This is a genomic window from Yersinia sp. Marseille-Q3913, assembly GCF_963892745.1.
Lineage (GTDB): Bacteria > Pseudomonadota > Gammaproteobacteria > Enterobacterales > Enterobacteriaceae > Yersinia > Yersinia bercovieri.
The window spans coordinates 25,573-43,358 of record NZ_CAWQAF010000003.1; the positions used below are offsets into that span (position 1 = coordinate 25,573).

Genomic DNA, 17,786 nt, shown 5'->3' on the forward strand with positions numbered 1-17,786 from the left:
TAAAAAATGGATACGAAACAGCAGGCTGGTTTAGGTATTTTTCTGGCATTAACCACTGCCGTATTCTGGGGTGCGCTGCCGATTGCAATGAAGCAAGTGCTTGAGGTTATGGAGCCTTTTACCATTGTCTGGTATCGCTTTACCATGGCGGCTATCGGCTTGGGGATCATTCTGGCTTCGCGTCGTCAATTGCCCTCCCTTAAACTTTTTCGCCAACCTCGCTGGCTGCTATTACTGATCGTTGCGACCTGTGGCCTGCTGGGGAACTTCATCTTCTTCAGCTCATCATTACAATACCTTAGTCCGACGACATCTCAGGTTATTGGGCAACTCTCACCGGTAGGGATGATGATTGCCAGTGTGCTGATTTTAAAAGAGCGGATGCGCGTCACTCAGGTTATTGGTGCGGGTATGCTGATTTGCGGTCTGCTGCTATTTTTTAATACCAGTCTGCATGAAATATTTACCCGCCTGACTGATTACACGCTTGGCGTAGTATTGGGCGTCTGTGCAGCAACGGTCTGGGTCAGTTATGGTGTTGCCCAGAAAGTGCTATTAAGACGTATGGCATCGCAACAGATATTATTATTGCTCTATGTATTGTGCGCGATTGCATTGTTCCCAATGGCAAAGCCAGCCGTTATTTTTCAGCTCAATGGGTGGCAGTTCGCCTGCTTACTGTTTTGTGGGGTTAATACTCTGGTCGGTTATGGCGCTTTAGCTGAAGCCATGGCACGCTGGCAGGCCGCGCAGGTGAGCGCGCTCGTCACATTAACGCCGTTGTTTACCTTGTTTTTTTCAATTCTATTGGCGCTAATTTGGCCCGATAACTTCGTCGCACCGTCCCTCAACCTTGTGGGATATGTGGGGGCATTTGTTGTGGTGGCTGGAGCTATGTTCTCTGCCATTGGGCATCGTTGGTGGCCACGTCGGGCAGAAATAAGCCTGGTGATCCCGCCAAAATAGCCGTTCAGTGTGCTCTGTTTGTCGAGGTATTGATAAGCTGCTAACTACCATCTCAGCCAAGAGGGTGCTTTTTTCGGGTTGATTGTCTATTTTTAATACAGATGAAATTTCCCATAGAAGCGAGTATAATACGCGCCCTTGTTCGTGCCGGTTCTGGTGCGTTCGTGTTTTTACGATATGCTGTATACGTTTGGTGTATCACGAGAGCTAGAAAATACGCCGAAAAGAACCGATAAAGTTAATGTAAAACAAGTAGATAAAATCTATTGGTTTTTTACGGAGAAAGTAAATGAAGTTTGTAGATGAAGCTACAATTTTGGTTGTAGCCGGTGACGGTGGTAACGGTTGTGTTAGCTTCCGCCGTGAGAAATATATCCCGAATGGTGGCCCTGATGGTGGCGACGGTGGCGACGGTGGCGATATTTATCTGCTGGCTGATGAAAACCTCAACACACTGATTGATTACCATTTTGTGAAATCTTTCCGTGCTGAACGTGGGCAGAATGGTCAGAGCCGTGACTGTACTGGCAAACGGGGTAAAGATATCACCATTAAAGTTCCTGTCGGTACACGCATTCTGGATCAGGGAACCGGTGAGATTGTGGGTGATATGACCCGCCATGGTCAGCGCCTGATGGTAGCAAAAGGGGGGTTCCACGGATTAGGTAATGCCCGTTTCAAATCCTCAGTTAACCGTGCCCCGCGCCAGAAAACGATGGGTACTGAAGGCGAGACTCGTGACCTGACGTTAGAGCTGTTGCTACTGGCTGATGTGGGGATGCTGGGGCTGCCTAATGCCGGTAAATCTACCTTTATCCGCGCAGTTTCTGCGGCTAAGCCAAAAGTTGCTGATTATCCATTTACTACCCTGATCCCAAGCCTGGGTGTAGTGCGTATGGATTACGAGCAGAGCTTTGTGGTTGCCGATATTCCTGGTTTGATTGAAGGCGCTTCAGAAGGTGCTGGTCTGGGTATTCGTTTCCTGAAACATTTGGAACGTTGCCGCGTACTGTTGCATTTAGTGGATTTGGCGCCGATTGATGAATCTGATCCGGTCAAAAATGCCAAAGTCATTATCAATGAGTTGCAGCAATACAGTGAAAACCTCGCTGAGAAGCCACGCTGGCTCGTTTTCAATAAGATTGACCTGGTAGACCCTGAAGAGGCTGAAACCCGCGCTAAAGCCATTGTAGAAGCACTGGGATGGGAAGGTAAGTATTATATGATCTCTGCTGCGAATCGCGAAAACGTGAATGCGCTGTGCTGGGATGTAATGAACTTCATTAATTCACAGCCAAAAGAGATGGCTATTGCTGAAAGCGCGCCAGAAAAAGTTGAATTCATGTGGGATGATTATCACCGCGAACAACTGGCTGAAGTGGAAGCAGAAGCGAAAGCAGAAGATGACGATGATGATTGGGACGAAGAAGACGACGACGGCGTAGAGTTCATCTACGAACGTTAAGTTCCCTCCCCAATGAAGACTCGGTAATATCGCATGATTCGAACAAGGGCTGCCATTTTGTGGTGGCCCTTTTGTTTGAGCTGATATCAGCTAAATTTAGGCAACACCTTGCTATGGGTGGTTGCAGGTATCCAGCATTGCGCTTTTAACCCGGAACGGTCAGTGCGGTTCTCCAGTGTTAGCCTGCCTTGGTGTAACTGAACTGTGCGGATCACGATATTCAATCCTAAACCACTGCCTCCGTAGCGCTGATCCATGCGACGGAAAGCTTGGGTCAGCTCACCGGCTTGTTCTTGCTTTATTCCTGGCCCTTCATCGATGACTTGTAACAGTGCGCCCTGAGTTTCAGCGGAGAGTTTGACCCAAATTTGGCTAGCTACCGGGCTATAGCGATGTGCGTTCTCAACCAGATTACGCAGCATCAAACGCAGCAAAGTGGCGTCACCCTCTGTTTGGGCGCGAGGGGGAAGTTCCCACATGATGGTTTGCTGGCGAAGCGCACACATCTCCTCCAACTCCTCTTGCAGCGGTTGCACCACATTTTCAACCCAATCCAGTGTTTGATACAGGCCACTGGCAAAATTCTGCCCCGCTCTGGACAACATCAGTAATTGTTCGATGGTATGCATTAACAAGTCGATACGGTTAATGAGCGACTTACTTTCCGTGATCCCCTGTTGCTCCATCAACTCAAGGTGCAGGCGGATCCCAGCAAGCGGTGTGCGCAGCTCATGTGCAGCATCTGCGGTGAACAGGCGCTCCTGCTGAATGGTATTCGCGAGGCGAGATAACAACTGATTCAGTGTCGACGTCACAGAGACAATTTCTTGCATATCACTGTTAACAACCACTGGTGTGAGATTATCAGCCGAACGTTCCGCCAATTTTTGCTGCAACTGATCGAGTGGGCGGATAATCCAACTGATTGCCCAGAAAGAGAGTAATAAAGTAATGGTCATCATGATGAGCGAGGGGGCAAGCAGTGAAGCAACGGCTTCTGCTATCTCGGTGTCAACCCGCTCATTACGCACTTTAGCGCTCAGTGTCTCATCAACCAAAAAGCTTATTTGCTCCTGACTTTCATGCCATAGCCAGAATGCGCTGATTAATTGCGTAACCAGCAATATTAGCGCCAGCATTAAGATCAGACGGCGGCGCATACTGATCATGATTGTGCTTCCAGACGATAGCCGATGCCACGGATGGTGCGGATACGATCTTTACCTAATTTACGGCGCAGATTATGGATATGCACTTCTAGGGTGTTGGAGCCGAGATCATCATTCCAGGTGTAGAGATCCTGCTGCAACAATTCACGATTGACGGTTTGGCCCGCTCGCATGATGAGGCGCGAGAGGATAGCAAACTCTTTGGGGGTGATCTCCAGCGGCTGATCCTGCAAACAGACTTGCTGGGTGGATAAGTTGAGGCTCAGGTCATCTTGTTGCACCAAATTGTCACTCTGCCCTTGGTAGCGGCGGATCAGCGCGCGAACACGGGCCAGTAACTCAGCGAGCGCGAATGGCTTGATCAGGTAATCGTCCGCACCTGCATCCAACCCGTCAACCCGGTCTTCGAGTGCATCACGGGCGGTGAGTATCAGCACGGGCAGAGTGACATGTTGACGACGCCATTGGCGTAGCAATACAGCACCATCCTGATCCGGCAAGCCGAGATCGAGAATGACCATGCTGTACTGACTGCTTTGTAACAAACCCTGCGCTTCTGCTGCCGTACCGGCACAGTCACAGGCGTAGCCCTCGCTGGTCAGTGCCATTGCGATGCCTCGTTGCAGCAGTTCATCATCCTCAACAATCAGTAGTTTCATGGTTCTCAGTTATTCTGATAAATATCTTTATACAGGCGGCTTTCGAAGCGGACCAATGGCGCCCGACGATTTTTTTGATCTTCTGGTGGGACCGCGTAGCCGGACAGAAATTGTACAAATGCCATGCGTTGCCCACTGGCCGTGGTGATAAATCCGGCCAAATTGTACACGCCTTGCAGTGCACCCGTTTTTGCCGACACCTTGCCGTCAACGCCCGCTTCATGTAGCCCGCCACGATAGCGTAACGTGCCGTCATAGCCGGAAAGTGGCAGCATTGAAATAAAGTTAAGCTCTTGATCATGCTGAGCAATATATTGCAAAGCCTGCATCATAGTTGCTGGTGAAATCAAATTATGGCGTGATAAGCCAGATCCATCCACAACAATGCTGTTGCCCAGATCCACCCCCGCTTTCTGACGTAAAACCTGCCGCACTGCATCAGCACCCGCACGCCACGTGCCTGGCACCCCAAAACGCTGATGGCCAATTGTTCTGAAAACAGTATCGGCAATCATATTGTCCGATTTTTTTAGCATGATTTTCAGTAAATCATGCAGCGGTGCTGATTGGGCTTGTGCCAACACGCTTCCTGCCGGGCTCGGTGTTGTCTGGCGGCGCAGGCTGCCATCAATCTGGATATCAGCCTTTTTCAGCTCGTCTTTCAAAATAGCCCCGGCATAGCTGGCCCCATTTTGCACGGCGAAGGCCAGTGGCAGGGGTTCACTGCGCTGAGTTAGGCAGCCGGTGAGTGTGAAGCGGTTTAACTCGCCAGGAACGACGTCTAATTCGCAATATTGCGCATCAGGCGAGCCTTTGGCTAAGGTGCGGACTTCACTGAACATCTGCACTGGATAGTAGGAGGCGACTCGGATAAATGCCATGTCACCAGGGTTCGGCGCGCTGTAAAGAGAGACGGAAAAACAGTTACGATCGACGATAGCCGCAGCAGGAGGCACGCTAAAGCATTGCGTCATATCATTCCATGGCCAACCCGGCGCTTTGTCATGGCTGGCGAAAACGGAAGTGTCGATAATTAAGTCGCCAGCAACTTGCTTAACACCCGCTTTTCTTAAGGTGGCAACCATATTTCGCAACTGTTGGCGTGTTAACGTCGGATCGCCATCAAAACGGGCAATTAAGTTACCCTGCAATACACCATCAGTTATCGTGCCATGGCTCTCTAACGTGGTCACGAAGCGAAAGTCTGGGCCGAGCTGTAATAACGCAGCCAGGGCCGTCAGTACTTTTTGCGTACTGGCGGGTAACGCCATCTGCTGGGCGTGATAGTCTATTGCCGGGCTTGTCGCCCCGATTTTTTGTACGATTAGTGCAAGATTTGCCCCATCAGGCAGATACTGTGTGTAATTTTCGACCTGAGCCGCATTGGCGTTAGATATGCTGATATTGAGCGCAATAGCACAGGCCAATCCACTGACAATTCGTGAAAAATGCATAATTTCGGTATAACTGCTGGATAATGTGTTGCCATACTACGGTGCAACGAGGGCGAAAGTAAACGATGACCCTAAAGGAACTCTACGTTAAAATGCATATCAAAATGCAAAATTGATCCTGACTTGGGTTTTTTGCTCCAGGGGTGATTATTTTTGTTTATCACCAGGAGGCGGGTAGGATATCAAGCTAACCGTATTTTCATTCGATGACGTTAGGATGACGGTTTTTGAACAGGATAGATTTAGAGGTATTTAAAAGATGAAACAGATTCCGATGACGGTACGTGGCGCAGATAAACTGCGTGAAGAACTGGACTTTTTAAAAGGCGTTCGTCGCCCTAAAATTATTTCTGATATTGCCACCGCCCGTGAGCATGGCGATTTGAAAGAGAATGCGGAATATCACGCAGCCCGCGAACAGCAAGGGTTCTGTGAAGGTCGTATTCAAGAAATTGAAGCAAAGCTCTCTAATGCGCAGGTGATTGATATCACCAAAATGCCAAATAATGGCCGCGTTATTTTTGGTGCCACTGTTCGTGTATTAAACGTGGATATCGAAGAAGAGCAGCAGTATCGGATTGTGGGTGATGATGAAGCTGATTTTAAACAAAATCTTATTTCAGTGAACTCACCTATCGCTCGTGGCCTGATTGGTAAAGAAGTCGATGACGTCGTTGTTATTCGAACTCCAGGCGGCGAAGTAGAATATGAAATTCTTAGCGTGGATTATGTGTAATACTTGTTCATCCGAGCAGATCTTTCGCATTATTTCTCAAAAATGAAGTTGTAAAGAAAAGTAAAAGGCCGCATGCGGCCTTTTATCAGAACAAAGTGCATGGCACCTTTTCTCTAAAACAAGCGTCATTAACGCGGTAAAATAATTTTGCGCTCTTTCGCCGGGCGATAAAGCACTAAAATATTACCGATGATTTGGACGTTAACGGCACCGGTTTCACGCACGATGGCATCAGCAATTAGGGCTTTGGTTTCACGCTCTTCAGCAGTGATCTTCACCTTAATAAGTTCATGATGTTCCAGCGTTTGTTCGATTTCAGCCAGCACACCTTCGGTTAGTCCGTTATTGCCCAGCATCACTACTGGTTTTAACGGATGGGCCAAGCTTTTCAGGTGCTGTTTTTGTTTGTTATTCAGATTCATCGTCTTTTTTGCTTAAGTTGGGATTGAAAACGGTTCATTCTACCGCCATCTCATGTGTATCACCAAATCGGTCTACGTCGATGGGGAGTTTACGCGAGCTAAGCAATAGATGCGCGGGCTCTTAATTAAGATAGTTGGAAAAATAGATGTCTAATAAAAAGCGTTCGGGTAGCTCCAGTCGCTGGTTGCAAGAACACTTTAGCGATAAATACGTCATTCAGGCGCAGAAAAAGGGGCTACGCTCTCGCGCCTGGTTTAAACTTGATGAAATACAACAGAACGATAAACTTTTTAAGCCCGGTATGACAGTTGTCGATTTAGGCGCTGCACCTGGTGGTTGGTCCCAGTATGTTGTAACCCAGATCGGTGGTAAAGGGCGGATCATCGCATGTGATCTTCTACCAATGGATCCTATCGTTGGTGTCGATTTCCTTCAGGGCGATTTTCGTGATGAACTGGTCCTGAAAGCTTTACTTGAGCGCGTTGGGGATAAAAAAGTTCAGGTGGTCATGTCTGATATGGCCCCGAATATGAGTGGTACTCCGGCAGTCGATATACCTAAATCAATGTATCTGGTTGAATTAGCTTTGGAAATGTGTCGTGATGTACTTGCACCAGGCGGAAGTTTCCTGGTGAAGGTGTTCCAGGGAGATGGCTTTGATGAATACCTACGGGAAATTCGCTCCCTGTTTACGAAAGTTAAGATTCGTAAGCCAGACGCTTCTCGTGCGCGATCGCGTGAAGTGTACATTGTAGCGACAGGGCGGAAACTGTAGTACCCTAACGCTGTTTGTTAACACAGTTGTAATATGAGGTTAATCCCTTGAGTGACATGGCGAAAAACCTAATTCTCTGGTTAGTTATTGCAGTCGTACTGATGTCTGTATTCCAGAGCTTTGGACCCAGCGAATCGAATGGCCGTAAAGTGGATTACTCTACTTTCATGTCCGACGTAACCCAAGAGCAGGTTCGTGAAGCACGTATCAATGGACGTGAAATCAACGTCAGTAAAAAAGATAACAGCAAATATACGACTTTCATTCCGGTCAACGATCCAAAGCTGTTAGATACCTTATTGACTAAAAATGTGAAAGTTGTTGGTGAGCCACCGGAAGAGCCGAGCTTGCTGGCCTCTATCTTTATTTCTTGGTTCCCAATGCTGCTGCTGATTGGGGTCTGGATCTTCTTTATGCGTCAAATGCAGGGCGGCGGTGGCAAAGGGGCAATGTCCTTTGGCAAGAGCAAGGCCCGAATGTTGACCGAAGATCAGATAAAAACCTCTTTTGCTGACGTTGCTGGTTGTGACGAAGCAAAAGAAGAAGTCAGTGAATTGGTTGAATATTTGCGCGAACCAAGCCGTTTCCAAAAGCTGGGCGGTAAGATTCCGAAAGGCGTGTTAATGGTCGGTCCTCCAGGGACAGGTAAGACCTTGCTGGCGAAAGCTATTGCAGGCGAAGCCAAAGTGCCATTCTTCACCATCTCCGGTTCTGACTTTGTAGAGATGTTTGTTGGTGTGGGTGCATCCCGTGTCCGTGACATGTTTGAACAGGCTAAGAAAGCCGCGCCTTGTATCATCTTTATCGATGAAATCGATGCGGTCGGCCGTCAGCGTGGCGCTGGCTTGGGTGGTGGTCATGATGAACGTGAACAAACCCTGAACCAAATGCTGGTCGAGATGGATGGCTTTGAAGGTAACGAAGGCATCATTGTCATCGCAGCAACTAACCGTCCAGACGTTCTTGACCCAGCTTTGCTGCGCCCAGGCCGTTTCGACCGTCAGGTTGTGGTTGGTTTACCGGATGTTCGTGGTCGTGAACAGATTCTGAAAGTCCACATGCGCCGCGTACCATTAGATACTGATATTGATGCTTCCGTGATAGCTCGTGGTACACCTGGTTTCTCTGGTGCTGACCTGGCGAACCTGGTCAATGAAGCCGCATTGTTTGCCGCTCGCGGTAACAAACGCGTCGTTTCAATGGTTGAGTTTGAGAAAGCGAAAGACAAAATTATGATGGGTGCGGAACGTCGCTCCATGGTAATGACAGAAGCACAGAAAGAGTCTACGGCATACCATGAAGCAGGGCACGCGATCATTGGTCGTCTGGTGCCTGAGCATGACCCAGTACATAAAGTGACTATCATTCCACGTGGTCGTGCGCTGGGTGTGACCTTCTTCTTACCAGAGGGTGATGCGATTAGTGCTAGCCGCCAGAAACTGGAAAGCCAGATCTCTACCTTGTATGGTGGTCGTCTTGCTGAAGAGATCATTTATGGCCCGGAAAAAGTCTCTACCGGTGCATCAAATGATATCAAGGTTGCTACGTCTATCGCGCGTAACATGGTGACACAGTGGGGCTTCTCCGAGAAGTTAGGGCCATTGCTGTATGCTGAAGAAGAGGGTGAAGTATTCCTCGGTCGTTCCGTCGCAAAAGCCAAACATATGTCTGATGAAACCGCGCGTATTATCGATCAGGAAGTTAAATTGCTCATTGAGCGCAACTATCAGCGTGCACGTAAATTGCTGTTAGAAAACATGGATGTTCTACACTCCATGAAAGATGCGCTGATGAAGTATGAAACGATTGATGCGCCGCAGATTGATGACTTGATGAATCGCAAAGAAGTTCGGCCGCCAGCCGGTTGGGACGATGCGACCAAAGCTAAATCATCTGACAATGACAGCACGCCAAAGGCACCTACGGCGGTTGAAGAACCACGTACGCCAAGCTCGGGCAATACAACGCCAGGTAACACAACGCCAGGCAACACAAATAACATGCCAGAGCAGTTGGGTGATAAGTAAGTCAACAGTTGGCATCTAAAAGCGTTGTGATTAATATAAACCTCGGGCTTGCCCGGGGTTTTTCTTTTTCTTCTATCGATTTCTCTTTTTTTATTGATATAGCATCAAAGTGAATTGCCACTTTTAAGGCGTAAACACATGCAGTTAACTGCCAGAGGCCGGGTTTTGGATCTCTCTCACCCACAAGTGATGGGTATTTTGAATGTCACTCCGGATTCGTTTTCGGATGGTGGACATCACAACAATCTCGATAAAGCATTGCAACATGCTCAACTGATGTTATCCGCAGGTGCTACTCTGATTGATATCGGTGGTGAATCCACACGCCCTGGTGCTTTGGAAGTCAGCGAGCAAGAAGAGCTTGATCGGGTTGTACCTGTCGTCGAAGCGCTGGCAAACCGCTTTGATGTTTGGCTCTCTGTCGATACATCTAAAGCTGCGGTAATAACAGAATCAGCTCGTGCTGGTGCCCACTTGATCAATGATATTCGTTCATTGCAAGAACCTGGCGCACTTGAAGCGGCAGCACAGACTGGGCTGCCAGTATGCCTAATGCATATGCAAGGGCAACCGCAAAGCATGCAGCAATCACCTCATTACGACGACCTACTGGCCGATATAAACCAGTTCTTTGAGCATCATATTGAACGCTGTGTTGCGGCCGGTATCGCAAAAAACAAATTGTTACTCGACCCAGGCTTCGGTTTCGGTAAAAATCTGGCGCATAATTACCAGCTCTTGGCACGTTTGGCCGAACTTCATCATTTTGAATTGCCACTATTGGTGGGGATGTCGCGAAAAACGATGGTTGGTCAGCTACTAAATGTTCCGCCACAACAGCGGGTTATCGGGAGTGTCGCTTGCGCTGTCATTGCAGCAATGCAAGGCGCGCAGATTGTCAGAGTGCATGATGTCAAAGAAACCGTCGAGGCGATGCGTATCGTCGAGGCAACACTTTCAGCGAAGGAATAGAGATAAATTATGAGCGACCGTAAATACTTTGGTACAGATGGCATTCGCGGCAAAGTGGGTGAGAGTCCGATTACGCCTGATTTTGTATTAAAGCTCGGCTGGGCTGCCGGTAAGGTGCTAGCTCGACATGGTTCTCGTAAGATTATTATCGGTAAAGATACGCGTATCTCAGGCTATATGCTGGAATCAGCGCTCGAAGCTGGTTTGGCAGCCGCTGGGTTATCAGCATCATTCACCGGCCCGATGCCAACTCCGGCTGTTGCTTATCTGACCCGAACCTTCCGTGCTGAGGCGGGGATTGTCATTTCAGCGTCTCACAACCCTTTTTATGACAATGGCATCAAATTCTTTTCAATTGATGGCACCAAACTGCCTGATGATGTTGAAGAGGCGATTGAAGCAGAGATGGAAAAACCATTAACCTGCGTAGAATCCGCTGAATTGGGTAAAGCAAACCGTATCGTTGACGCTGCTGGCCGTTACATCGAGTTTTGTAAGGGAACATTCCCGAGTGAACTTAGTTTGAATGAGCTGAAAATTGTGGTCGATTGCGCTAACGGGGCAACTTACCATATCGCGCCAAGTGTCTTGCGTGAACTCGGCGCAACAGTGATCACCATCGGCTGTGAGCCGGATGGGATGAACATCAATGAAGAGTGTGGTGCCACGGATGTCCGCTTGCTACAAGAGCGGGTACTTGCCGAAGGCGCACATGTTGGTCTGGCATTTGACGGTGACGGTGACCGGTTGATGATGGTCGACCACTTGGGAAACAAAGTCGATGGCGATCAAATTCTTTATATCATTGCTCGTGAAGGTTTACGCCAAGGGCAGCTTAAAGGTGGTGCTGTTGGCACACTGATGAGCAACATGGGTCTGCAACTGGCGCTGAAAGAGCTAGGTATTCCTTTTGTTCGTGCCAAAGTGGGTGACCGCTATGTATTGGAAGCGATGCAGGAAAAAGGCTGGCGCATTGGCGCTGAAAACTCAGGCCATGTGATCCTGTTGGATAAAACGACTACCGGTGACGGTATTGTGGCTGGTTTGCAAGTGCTCACCGCGATGGTACGCAACCATATGAGTTTGCATGACCTGTGCAGCGGCATGAAGTTATTGCCGCAAATATTGGTGAATGTGCGCTTCTCTGGTGAGCATAATCCACTAAAATCAGATAGCGTTGAAGAAGTTACTCGCCAAGTTGAAAAAGAACTGGGTGATCGTGGCCGTGTGCTGCTGCGTAAATCAGGGACTGAGCCACTAATCCGAGTCATGGTTGAAGGTGATGCAGAAGAGTCACTGATTGCCGAAATGGCTAACCGAATTGCTGATGCAGTAAAAGCAGCAGGCTAATCAAATTTGTGAGGGAGGGGTCACTCTCCCCTGAAAAATGCGCCGAGGTTGGATGAGTTGGCGTTTTTTTCTGCAAATAGAACGGCGTAATGAAATTGCCCTTGCGTGTACTAGACGCTTTGGTTAGTATTCACACCCGCTTAAGTGGGTGAATAAGTCCCCGCTGATGGGTGAGAAGCATTTAGCATGCGGTGAACCCGCAAGGATACAGGTACAACTATGTACGAAGCTCTTCTGGTATTTTTCTTGCTGATTTCGATTGGGCTAGTTGCTCTGATCATGTTGCAGCAAGGTAAAGGCGCGGATATGGGAGCCTCATTCGGAGCAGGTGCATCTGCAACTCTGTTCGGTTCGAATGGTTCCGGTAACTTTATGACCCGTATGACGGCTGTATTGGCGGCGCTGTTCTTCGTCATTAGCTTGATTTTGGGCAATATGAGCACCAACCAGGGCCATAAAGGCAGCGAGTGGGAAAACCTGGGTCAGCCAGCAAAAACTGAGCAGACTACAGCTCCGGCAGCGCCAGTTACGCCGAGTAGTGATATCCCGAAATAATGTTTTAAAAGCAGTTAGTAGTAAAAGACAAAAAGAGAGTTTTAAAATGGTTGCAACGACTTAAACAGTAAAAACAACCATTTAAATCAGTGCCGGGGTGGTGGAATTGGTAGACACGCTACCTTGAGGTGGTAGTGCCCGATTGGGCTTACGGGTTCAAGTCCCGTCCTCGGTACCAAATAAGTCAGATAACTTGCTTTTTTGTCTTGATCAACGTAATATTTGCCACGTTTTCGGACGCGGGGTGGAGCAGCCTGGTAGCTCGTCGGGCTCATAACCCGAAGGTCGTCGGTTCAAATCCGGCCCCCGCAACCACTTTCCTAAAGTGTTTTTTTTCAAATGTTGTATTCGGTAGACCTCAGATACTTTCGATTTCAATTTGAAAAAAATACTTGTCAGAAAGTTGCACCGAAGCCGCTATGCGGCAAACAGGGTCCAGTTGCATAAAGCCCCGAATTTCGGGGTTTTTTGTTATTTGACAGCAGAATCACTGGGCTATTAGGCCCTTTTTTTATGTCTTGGGGGTGGGCTTGTCCACATTAGAACAAAAGTTAACAGAGATAATTTCAGCACCGGTTGAGGCCCTAGGCTACGAATTAGTCGGCATCGAGTTCATCCGGGGGCGCCAATCGACGCTACGAATCTATATTGATAGTGACGACGGAATCACTGTTGATGCTTGTGCTGATGTCAGCCACCAGGTCAGCGCTGTATTGGACGTAGAAGATCCAATTACGGTAGCTTACAACTTAGAAGTTTCCTCTCCGGGCCTTGATCGTCCCATGTTCACCGCTGAACACTATACTCGTTACCTCGGTGAAGAAGTCACTCTGGTTTTGCGTATGGCAATGCAGAACCGCCGTAAATGGCAGGGCATTATCAAAGCGGTTGATGGTGAAATGATCACAGTTACTGTGGATGGAAAAGATGAAGTGTTCGCACTGAGCAACATCCAGAAAGCGAATCTGGTACCCCACTTTTAAAGTTTGGATGAGGCAACTAGGATGAACAAAGAGATTCTGGCTGTTGTAGAAGCAGTTTCCAATGAGAAATCCCTTCCGCGCGAGAAGATTTTTGAGGCGTTGGAAACAGCTCTAGCGACAGCGACCAAGAAAAAATACGAACAAGAAATTGAAGTTCGCGTCAGTATTGACCGTAAAACCGGTGATTTTGACACTTTCCGCCGTTGGGTCGCCGTTAATGAAGTCACGATGCCAACACGTGAAATCACGTTAGAAGCCGCTCAGTATGAAGACCCTTCGCTCCAGTTGGGCGATTATGTCGAAGACCAGATTGAATCTGTTACTTTTGACCGCATTACGACTCAAACGGCCAAACAAGTTATCGTACAAAAAGTACGTGAAGCTGAGCGGGCCATGGTCGTTGAGCAGTTCCGCCAGTACTTGGGCGAAATTGTCACTGGTATAGTGAAAAAAGTTAACCGTGACAGTATTGCGCTGGACCTGGGCAACAACGCTGAAGCCGTTATTGGTCGTGAAGACATGCTACCGCGTGAAAACTTCCGTCCAGGCGACCGTATTCGTGGCGTTCTGTATGATGTGCGCCCAGAAGCTCGCGGTGCGCAGCTGTTTGTTAGTCGCTCAAGCCCTAAAATGCTGGAAGAATTGTTCCGTATTGAAGTGCCAGAAATCGGCGAAGAATTGATCGAAATTAAAGCCGCTGCCCGTGACCCGGGTTCGCGTGCTAAAATTGCGGTCAAAACCAACGACAAACGTATCGACCCAGTCGGTGCTTGCGTCGGGATGCGTGGTGCCCGTGTTCAGGCTGTTTCCAGCGAACTTGGTGGCGAGCGCATTGATATTGTATTGTGGGATGATAATCCAGCCCAGTTTGTTATTAACGCCATGGCGCCAGCTGATGTTGCGTCTATTGTGGTTGATGAAGACAGACACACGATGGATGTTGCCGTTGAAGCTAGTAATCTGGCACAGGCAATTGGCCGTAACGGCCAGAACGTACGTTTAGCAGCACAATTGAGTGGCTGGGAACTGAACGTAATGACGGCGGACGATCTTCAGGCGAAACATCAGGCCGAGGCTCATGCCGCTATTGATACCTTCACCAAATATCTTGATATCGATGAGGACTTTGCCACTGTATTGGTAGAGGAAGGTTTCTCTTCTCTGGAAGAGTTGGCTTACGTGCCGATGAAAGAACTTCTGGAAATCGATGGTCTTGACGAAGATACGGTTGAAGCGCTGCGTGATCGCGCCAAAGCTGCATTGACCACGCTGGCCCTGGCACAAGAAGAGAGTCTTGGCGACCAAAAACCCGCTGATGATCTGCTGAACCTGGCGGGTCTGGAACGTAGCATGGCATTCAAATTGGCTGCGCGCGGTGTGTGTACGCTGGAAGATCTTGCCGAGCAGGGTATCGACGATCTGGCAGATATTGAAGGGCTTAGCGATGAGCAGGCCGGCGAGCTGATTATGGCCGCACGTAATATCTGTTGGTTTGGCGATAACGCGTAATAAACTGTAGCAGGAAGGAACAGCATGACAGATGTAACCGTAAAATCACTGGCCGCTGAGATTCAGACACCAGTTGATCGCCTGGTACAGCAATTTGCTGATGCAGGGATCAACAAAACTGAAGTAGACTCAGTTACCCAGCAAGAAAAAGAAACATTGCTGGCGCACTTAAACCGTGAACACGGTAGCGCGCCTAATAAACTCACGTTGCAACGCAAAACGCGTAGCACCTTGAATATTCCGAGCACCGGCGGAAAAAGTAAATCGGTGCAAATCGAGGTCCGCAAGAAACGCACTTATGTAAATACGCCGGAAGCTGAACAAGCGAAAGCGGAAGAGCAGGCACAGCGTGAAGCGGAAGAGCAGGCACAACGTGAAGCGGAAGCAGCAGCGCAGAAAATCGCTGAAGAAAAAGCTAAACGTGCGGCCGAAGAACAAGCCAAACGTGAGGCCGCTGAAAAAGCTAAACGCCAAGCAGCGGAAAAAGAAAAAGTGACGAATCAACAAACCGACGAAAAAACCAAGCCAGCTCAGACTGATAAAGCACGCCGTGAAGCTGAAGCTGCCGAGCTGAAACGCTCAGTAGAAGAAGAAACACGCCGTAAGGTCGAGGAAGACGCTAAACGCGTTGCTGAGGAAGCCCGTAAGATGGCAGCCGAAAACGAAGGTAAATGGCCAGAACCTGTGGCAGAACAAACCGAATCTGCTGACTACCATGTCACCACTTCACAACATGCACGCGCCGCGGAAGATGAAAACGACGCCAAAGTTGAAGGTGATCGCCGTAGCCGCACTCGTGGTGGAAAGGCAACCAAGCAGAAGAAAGGCAATAAACTCTCTGAGTCTAAAGCTGATCGCGAAGAAGCACGTGCTGTTGGCCGTAAAGGCAAACGTAAACCAAGCACACTGCAGCAGAGCTTCAACAAGCCTGTTGTTGCGGTTAACCGCGATGTAGTGATTGGCGAGACCGTAACTGTCGCTGAATTGGCGAACAAAATGGCTGTTAAAGGCTCTCAGGTCATCAAAGCGATGATGAAACTGGGCGCAATGGCAACCATTAACCAGGTTATCGACCAAGAAACAGCACAGATGGTTGCTGAAGAGATGGGCCACAAAGTCATCCTGCGTCGTGAAAACGAACTGGAAGAAGCGCTGATGAGTGACCGTGATACTGGCGCTGAAGCTGCTGCCGAGCACCGCGCACCCGTTGTGACCATTATGGGTCACGTTGACCACGGTAAAACCTCTCTGCTGGACTACATCCGCTCCACGAAAGTAGCGTCAGGTGAAGCTGGCGGCATTACTCAGCATATCGGTGCTTATCACGTTGAAACCGAAAACGGGATGATTACCTTCCTGGATACCCCAGGACACGCCGCGTTTACTTCAATGCGTGCCCGTGGTGCTCAGGCAACGGACATCGTGGTACTGGTTGTTGCTGCTGATGATGGCGTGATGCCACAGACTATCGAAGCTATTCAGCATGCCAAAGCGGCCAACGTGCCGGTTGTGGTTGCAGTGAACAAAATCGATAAGCCAGAAGCTGATCCAGATCGCGTTAAAACCGAACTGTCTCAGTACGGTATCCAGCCAGAAGAGTGGGGCGGTGATTCCCAGTTCATCAACGTATCTGCGAAAGCCGGTATCGGTATTGATGAGTTGCTGAACGCCATCCTGCTGCAAGCTGAAGTACTGGAACTGAAAGCAGTTCGTACTGGCATGGCAAGTGGTGTTGTTATCGAATCCTTCTTGGATAAAGGCCGTGGCCCTGTCGCTACCGTGTTGGTTCAGCAAGGAACCTTGAACAAAGGTGATATCGTACTGTGTGGCTTTGAGTATGGCCGTGTGCGTGCGATGCGTGACGAGTTAGGCCGCGATATCACGTCTGCTGGTCCATCTATTCCGGTTGAGATCTTGGGTCTGTCCAGCGTTCCTGCTGCCGGTGATGAAGTTACCGTTGTTCGTGACGAGAAAAAAGCTCGTGAAGTTGCACTGTATCGTCAGGGCAAATTCCGTGAAGTTAAGCTGGCTCGTCAGCAGAAATCCAAGCTGGAAAACATGTTTGCTAACATGACCGAAGGCGAAGTTTCTGAACTGAACATTGTCATCAAGTCTGACGTTCAGGGTTCTTGTGAAGCTATCTGCGATTCACTGGAAAAACTGTCTACCGACGAAGTAAAAGTCCGCATTGTGGGTTCAGGCGTTGGTGGTATCACCGAAACTGATGCAACACTGGCTGCTGCTTCTGGCGCGATCATCCTTGGCTTTAACGTTCGTGCTGATGCTTCTGCGCGTCGTGTGGTAGAGACCGAAGGTCTGGATCTGCGTTACTACTCAGTAATCTATAGCTTGATCGACGAAGTTAAGCAGGCGATGAGTGGTATGTTGGCACCTGAGTACAAACAGCAAATCATTGGCTTGGCTGAAGTACGTGATGTGTTTAAATCACCGAAATTTGGCGCTATTGCAGGTTGTATGGTTACTGAAGGTGTGATTAAGCGTAATAATCCAATTCGTGTTCTGCGTGACAACGTGGTTATCTATGAAGGTGAGCTGGAATCTCTGCGCCGCTTCAAAGATGACGTTAACGAAGTTCGCAACGGCATGGAGTGTGGTATCGGCGTTAAGAACTACAACGACGTCCGTACTGGCGATGTAATCGAAGTCTTCGAAATTATCGAAATCAAACGTACTATCGATTAATCGCCTCAGATCTGCTTATATCCATTTGGGGGGCCTTGGC

General features: G+C 48.8%; 15 protein-coding genes and 2 tRNA genes. 13 read left to right on the plus strand and 4 right to left on the minus strand.

Annotated features, from left to right (window positions below; genetic code table 11):
- Nucleotides 1-6: 6 nt before the first annotated feature.
- A complete protein-coding gene (locus tag AACW11_RS01540; protein ID WP_212585675.1) occupies nt 7-966 on the plus strand; it encodes a DMT family transporter in 960 nt (319 codons plus the stop codon).
- A gap of 289 nt (nt 967-1,255) precedes the next feature.
- The gene (cgtA, locus tag AACW11_RS01545) at nt 1,256-2,431 is read left to right on the plus strand and encodes an Obg family GTPase CgtA (protein WP_212585676.1); all 1,176 of its coding nucleotides are present in this window, start codon (nt 1,256-1,258) and stop codon (nt 2,429-2,431) included.
- Nucleotides 2,432-2,517: 86 nt separating this feature from the next.
- Here cgtA and pmrB read toward each other — a convergent pair whose 3' ends face one another.
- From pmrB to dacB, 3 genes are read right to left on the minus strand one after another with little or no spacing between them, the layout of a single operon-like run.
- Entirely contained in the window at nt 2,518-3,600 is a 1,083-nt protein-coding gene (gene pmrB / locus AACW11_RS01550; RefSeq protein ID WP_212585677.1) for a two-component system sensor histidine kinase PmrB, read from the minus strand.
- Nucleotides 3,597-4,259 (minus strand): two-component system response regulator PmrA, encoded by a 663-nt coding sequence (gene pmrA, locus AACW11_RS01555; RefSeq protein ID WP_212585678.1) that lies wholly within the window; start codon nt 4,257-4,259, stop codon nt 3,597-3,599. The genes pmrB and pmrA overlap by 4 nt, the downstream gene beginning before the upstream one ends.
- Before the next feature lie 5 nt (nt 4,260-4,264).
- On the minus strand, nt 4,265-5,713 hold the full coding sequence (dacB, locus tag AACW11_RS01560) for a serine-type D-Ala-D-Ala carboxypeptidase (protein ID WP_212585679.1): 1,449 nt from the start codon (nt 5,711-5,713) through the stop codon (nt 4,265-4,267).
- A gap of 259 nt (nt 5,714-5,972) precedes the next feature.
- Between dacB and greA the strand changes: the two genes are divergently transcribed.
- Nucleotides 5,973-6,449 (plus strand): transcription elongation factor GreA, encoded by a 477-nt coding sequence (gene greA / locus AACW11_RS01565; protein ID WP_004875420.1) that lies wholly within the window; start codon nt 5,973-5,975, stop codon nt 6,447-6,449.
- 128 nt (nt 6,450-6,577) lie between these two features.
- Here greA and yhbY read toward each other — a convergent pair whose 3' ends face one another.
- The gene (yhbY, locus tag AACW11_RS01570; protein WP_004389225.1) at nt 6,578-6,871 is read right to left on the minus strand and encodes a ribosome assembly RNA-binding protein YhbY; all 294 of its coding nucleotides are present in this window, start codon (nt 6,869-6,871) and stop codon (nt 6,578-6,580) included.
- A 146-nt stretch (nt 6,872-7,017) separates the two neighbouring features.
- On the opposite strand from yhbY, the gene rlmE reads away from it, so the two are divergent.
- The 10 genes from rlmE (at nt 7,018) to infB (ending at nt 17,746) form a co-directional block, all read left to right on the plus strand.
- Nucleotides 7,018-7,647 carry a 23S rRNA (uridine(2552)-2'-O)-methyltransferase RlmE gene (rlmE, locus tag AACW11_RS01575; protein ID WP_005272605.1) on the plus strand — a complete coding sequence of 210 codons (630 nt, stop codon included), beginning with the start codon at nt 7,018-7,020 and terminating at the stop codon, nt 7,645-7,647.
- 56 nt (nt 7,648-7,703) lie between these two features.
- Nucleotides 7,704-9,674: an ATP-dependent zinc metalloprotease FtsH gene (ftsH, locus tag AACW11_RS01580; RefSeq protein WP_212585680.1), complete on the plus strand. Its 1,971-nt coding sequence runs from the start codon at nt 7,704-7,706 to the stop codon at nt 9,672-9,674.
- Between the two features lie 138 nt (nt 9,675-9,812).
- Nucleotides 9,813-10,646: a dihydropteroate synthase gene (folP, locus tag AACW11_RS01585; RefSeq protein WP_212585681.1), complete on the plus strand. Its 834-nt coding sequence runs from the start codon at nt 9,813-9,815 to the stop codon at nt 10,644-10,646.
- A gap of 9 nt (nt 10,647-10,655) precedes the next feature.
- Nucleotides 10,656-11,996, plus strand: coding sequence for a phosphoglucosamine mutase (gene glmM, locus AACW11_RS01590; RefSeq protein ID WP_005272598.1), 1,341 nt, complete (start codon nt 10,656-10,658; stop codon nt 11,994-11,996).
- Nucleotides 11,997-12,215: 219 nt separating this feature from the next.
- Nucleotides 12,216-12,551 (plus strand): preprotein translocase subunit SecG, encoded by a 336-nt coding sequence (gene secG, locus AACW11_RS01595; protein WP_032897119.1) that lies wholly within the window; start codon nt 12,216-12,218, stop codon nt 12,549-12,551.
- A gap of 91 nt (nt 12,552-12,642) precedes the next feature.
- Nucleotides 12,643-12,729: transfer RNA gene (locus AACW11_RS01600), tRNA-Leu, on the plus strand.
- Between the two features lie 60 nt (nt 12,730-12,789).
- Nucleotides 12,790-12,866 (plus strand) — tRNA-Met (locus AACW11_RS01605).
- Between the two features lie 215 nt (nt 12,867-13,081).
- Nucleotides 13,082-13,534, plus strand: coding sequence for a ribosome maturation factor RimP (gene rimP, locus AACW11_RS01610; RefSeq protein WP_002222054.1), 453 nt, complete (start codon nt 13,082-13,084; stop codon nt 13,532-13,534).
- Nucleotides 13,535-13,555: 21 nt separating this feature from the next.
- Nucleotides 13,556-15,043, plus strand: a complete 1,488-nt coding sequence (nusA, locus tag AACW11_RS01615; RefSeq protein WP_049608853.1) for a transcription termination factor NusA — start codon at nt 13,556-13,558, stop codon at nt 15,041-15,043.
- 24 nt (nt 15,044-15,067) lie between these two features.
- Nucleotides 15,068-17,746 (plus strand): translation initiation factor IF-2, encoded by a 2,679-nt coding sequence (gene infB / locus AACW11_RS01620; RefSeq protein WP_212585682.1) that lies wholly within the window; start codon nt 15,068-15,070, stop codon nt 17,744-17,746.
- Nucleotides 17,747-17,786 lie beyond the last annotated feature (40 nt).

What these genes read in the sequence shown, in the direction of transcription:
- glmM (WP_005272598.1), top strand. Translation starts at nt 10,656, where the DNA reads ATGAGCGACCGTAAATACTTTGGTACAGATGGCATTCGCGGCAAAGTG.
- rlmE (WP_005272605.1), top strand. Translation starts at nt 7,018, where the DNA reads ATGTCTAATAAAAAGCGTTCGGGTAGCTCCAGTCGCTGGTTGCAAGAA.
- infB (WP_212585682.1), top strand. Translation starts at nt 15,068, where the DNA reads ATGACAGATGTAACCGTAAAATCACTGGCCGCTGAGATTCAGACACCA.
- nusA (WP_049608853.1), top strand. Translation starts at nt 13,556, where the DNA reads ATGAACAAAGAGATTCTGGCTGTTGTAGAAGCAGTTTCCAATGAGAAA.
- yhbY (WP_004389225.1), bottom strand. Translation starts at nt 6,871, where the DNA reads ATGAATCTGAATAACAAACAAAAACAGCACCTGAAAAGCTTGGCCCAT.
- pmrB (WP_212585677.1), bottom strand. Translation starts at nt 3,600, where the DNA reads ATGATCAGTATGCGCCGCCGTCTGATCTTAATGCTGGCGCTAATATTG.
- folP (WP_212585681.1), top strand. Translation starts at nt 9,813, where the DNA reads ATGCAGTTAACTGCCAGAGGCCGGGTTTTGGATCTCTCTCACCCACAA.
- greA (WP_004875420.1), top strand. Translation starts at nt 5,973, where the DNA reads ATGAAACAGATTCCGATGACGGTACGTGGCGCAGATAAACTGCGTGAA.
- AACW11_RS01540 (WP_212585675.1), top strand. Translation starts at nt 7, where the DNA reads ATGGATACGAAACAGCAGGCTGGTTTAGGTATTTTTCTGGCATTAACC.
- pmrA (WP_212585678.1), bottom strand. Translation starts at nt 4,259, where the DNA reads ATGAAACTACTGATTGTTGAGGATGATGAACTGCTGCAACGAGGCATC.
- ftsH (WP_212585680.1), top strand. Translation starts at nt 7,704, where the DNA reads ATGGCGAAAAACCTAATTCTCTGGTTAGTTATTGCAGTCGTACTGATG.
- cgtA (WP_212585676.1), top strand. Translation starts at nt 1,256, where the DNA reads ATGAAGTTTGTAGATGAAGCTACAATTTTGGTTGTAGCCGGTGACGGT.
- dacB (WP_212585679.1), bottom strand. Translation starts at nt 5,713, where the DNA reads ATGCATTTTTCACGAATTGTCAGTGGATTGGCCTGTGCTATTGCGCTC.
- secG (WP_032897119.1), top strand. Translation starts at nt 12,216, where the DNA reads ATGTACGAAGCTCTTCTGGTATTTTTCTTGCTGATTTCGATTGGGCTA.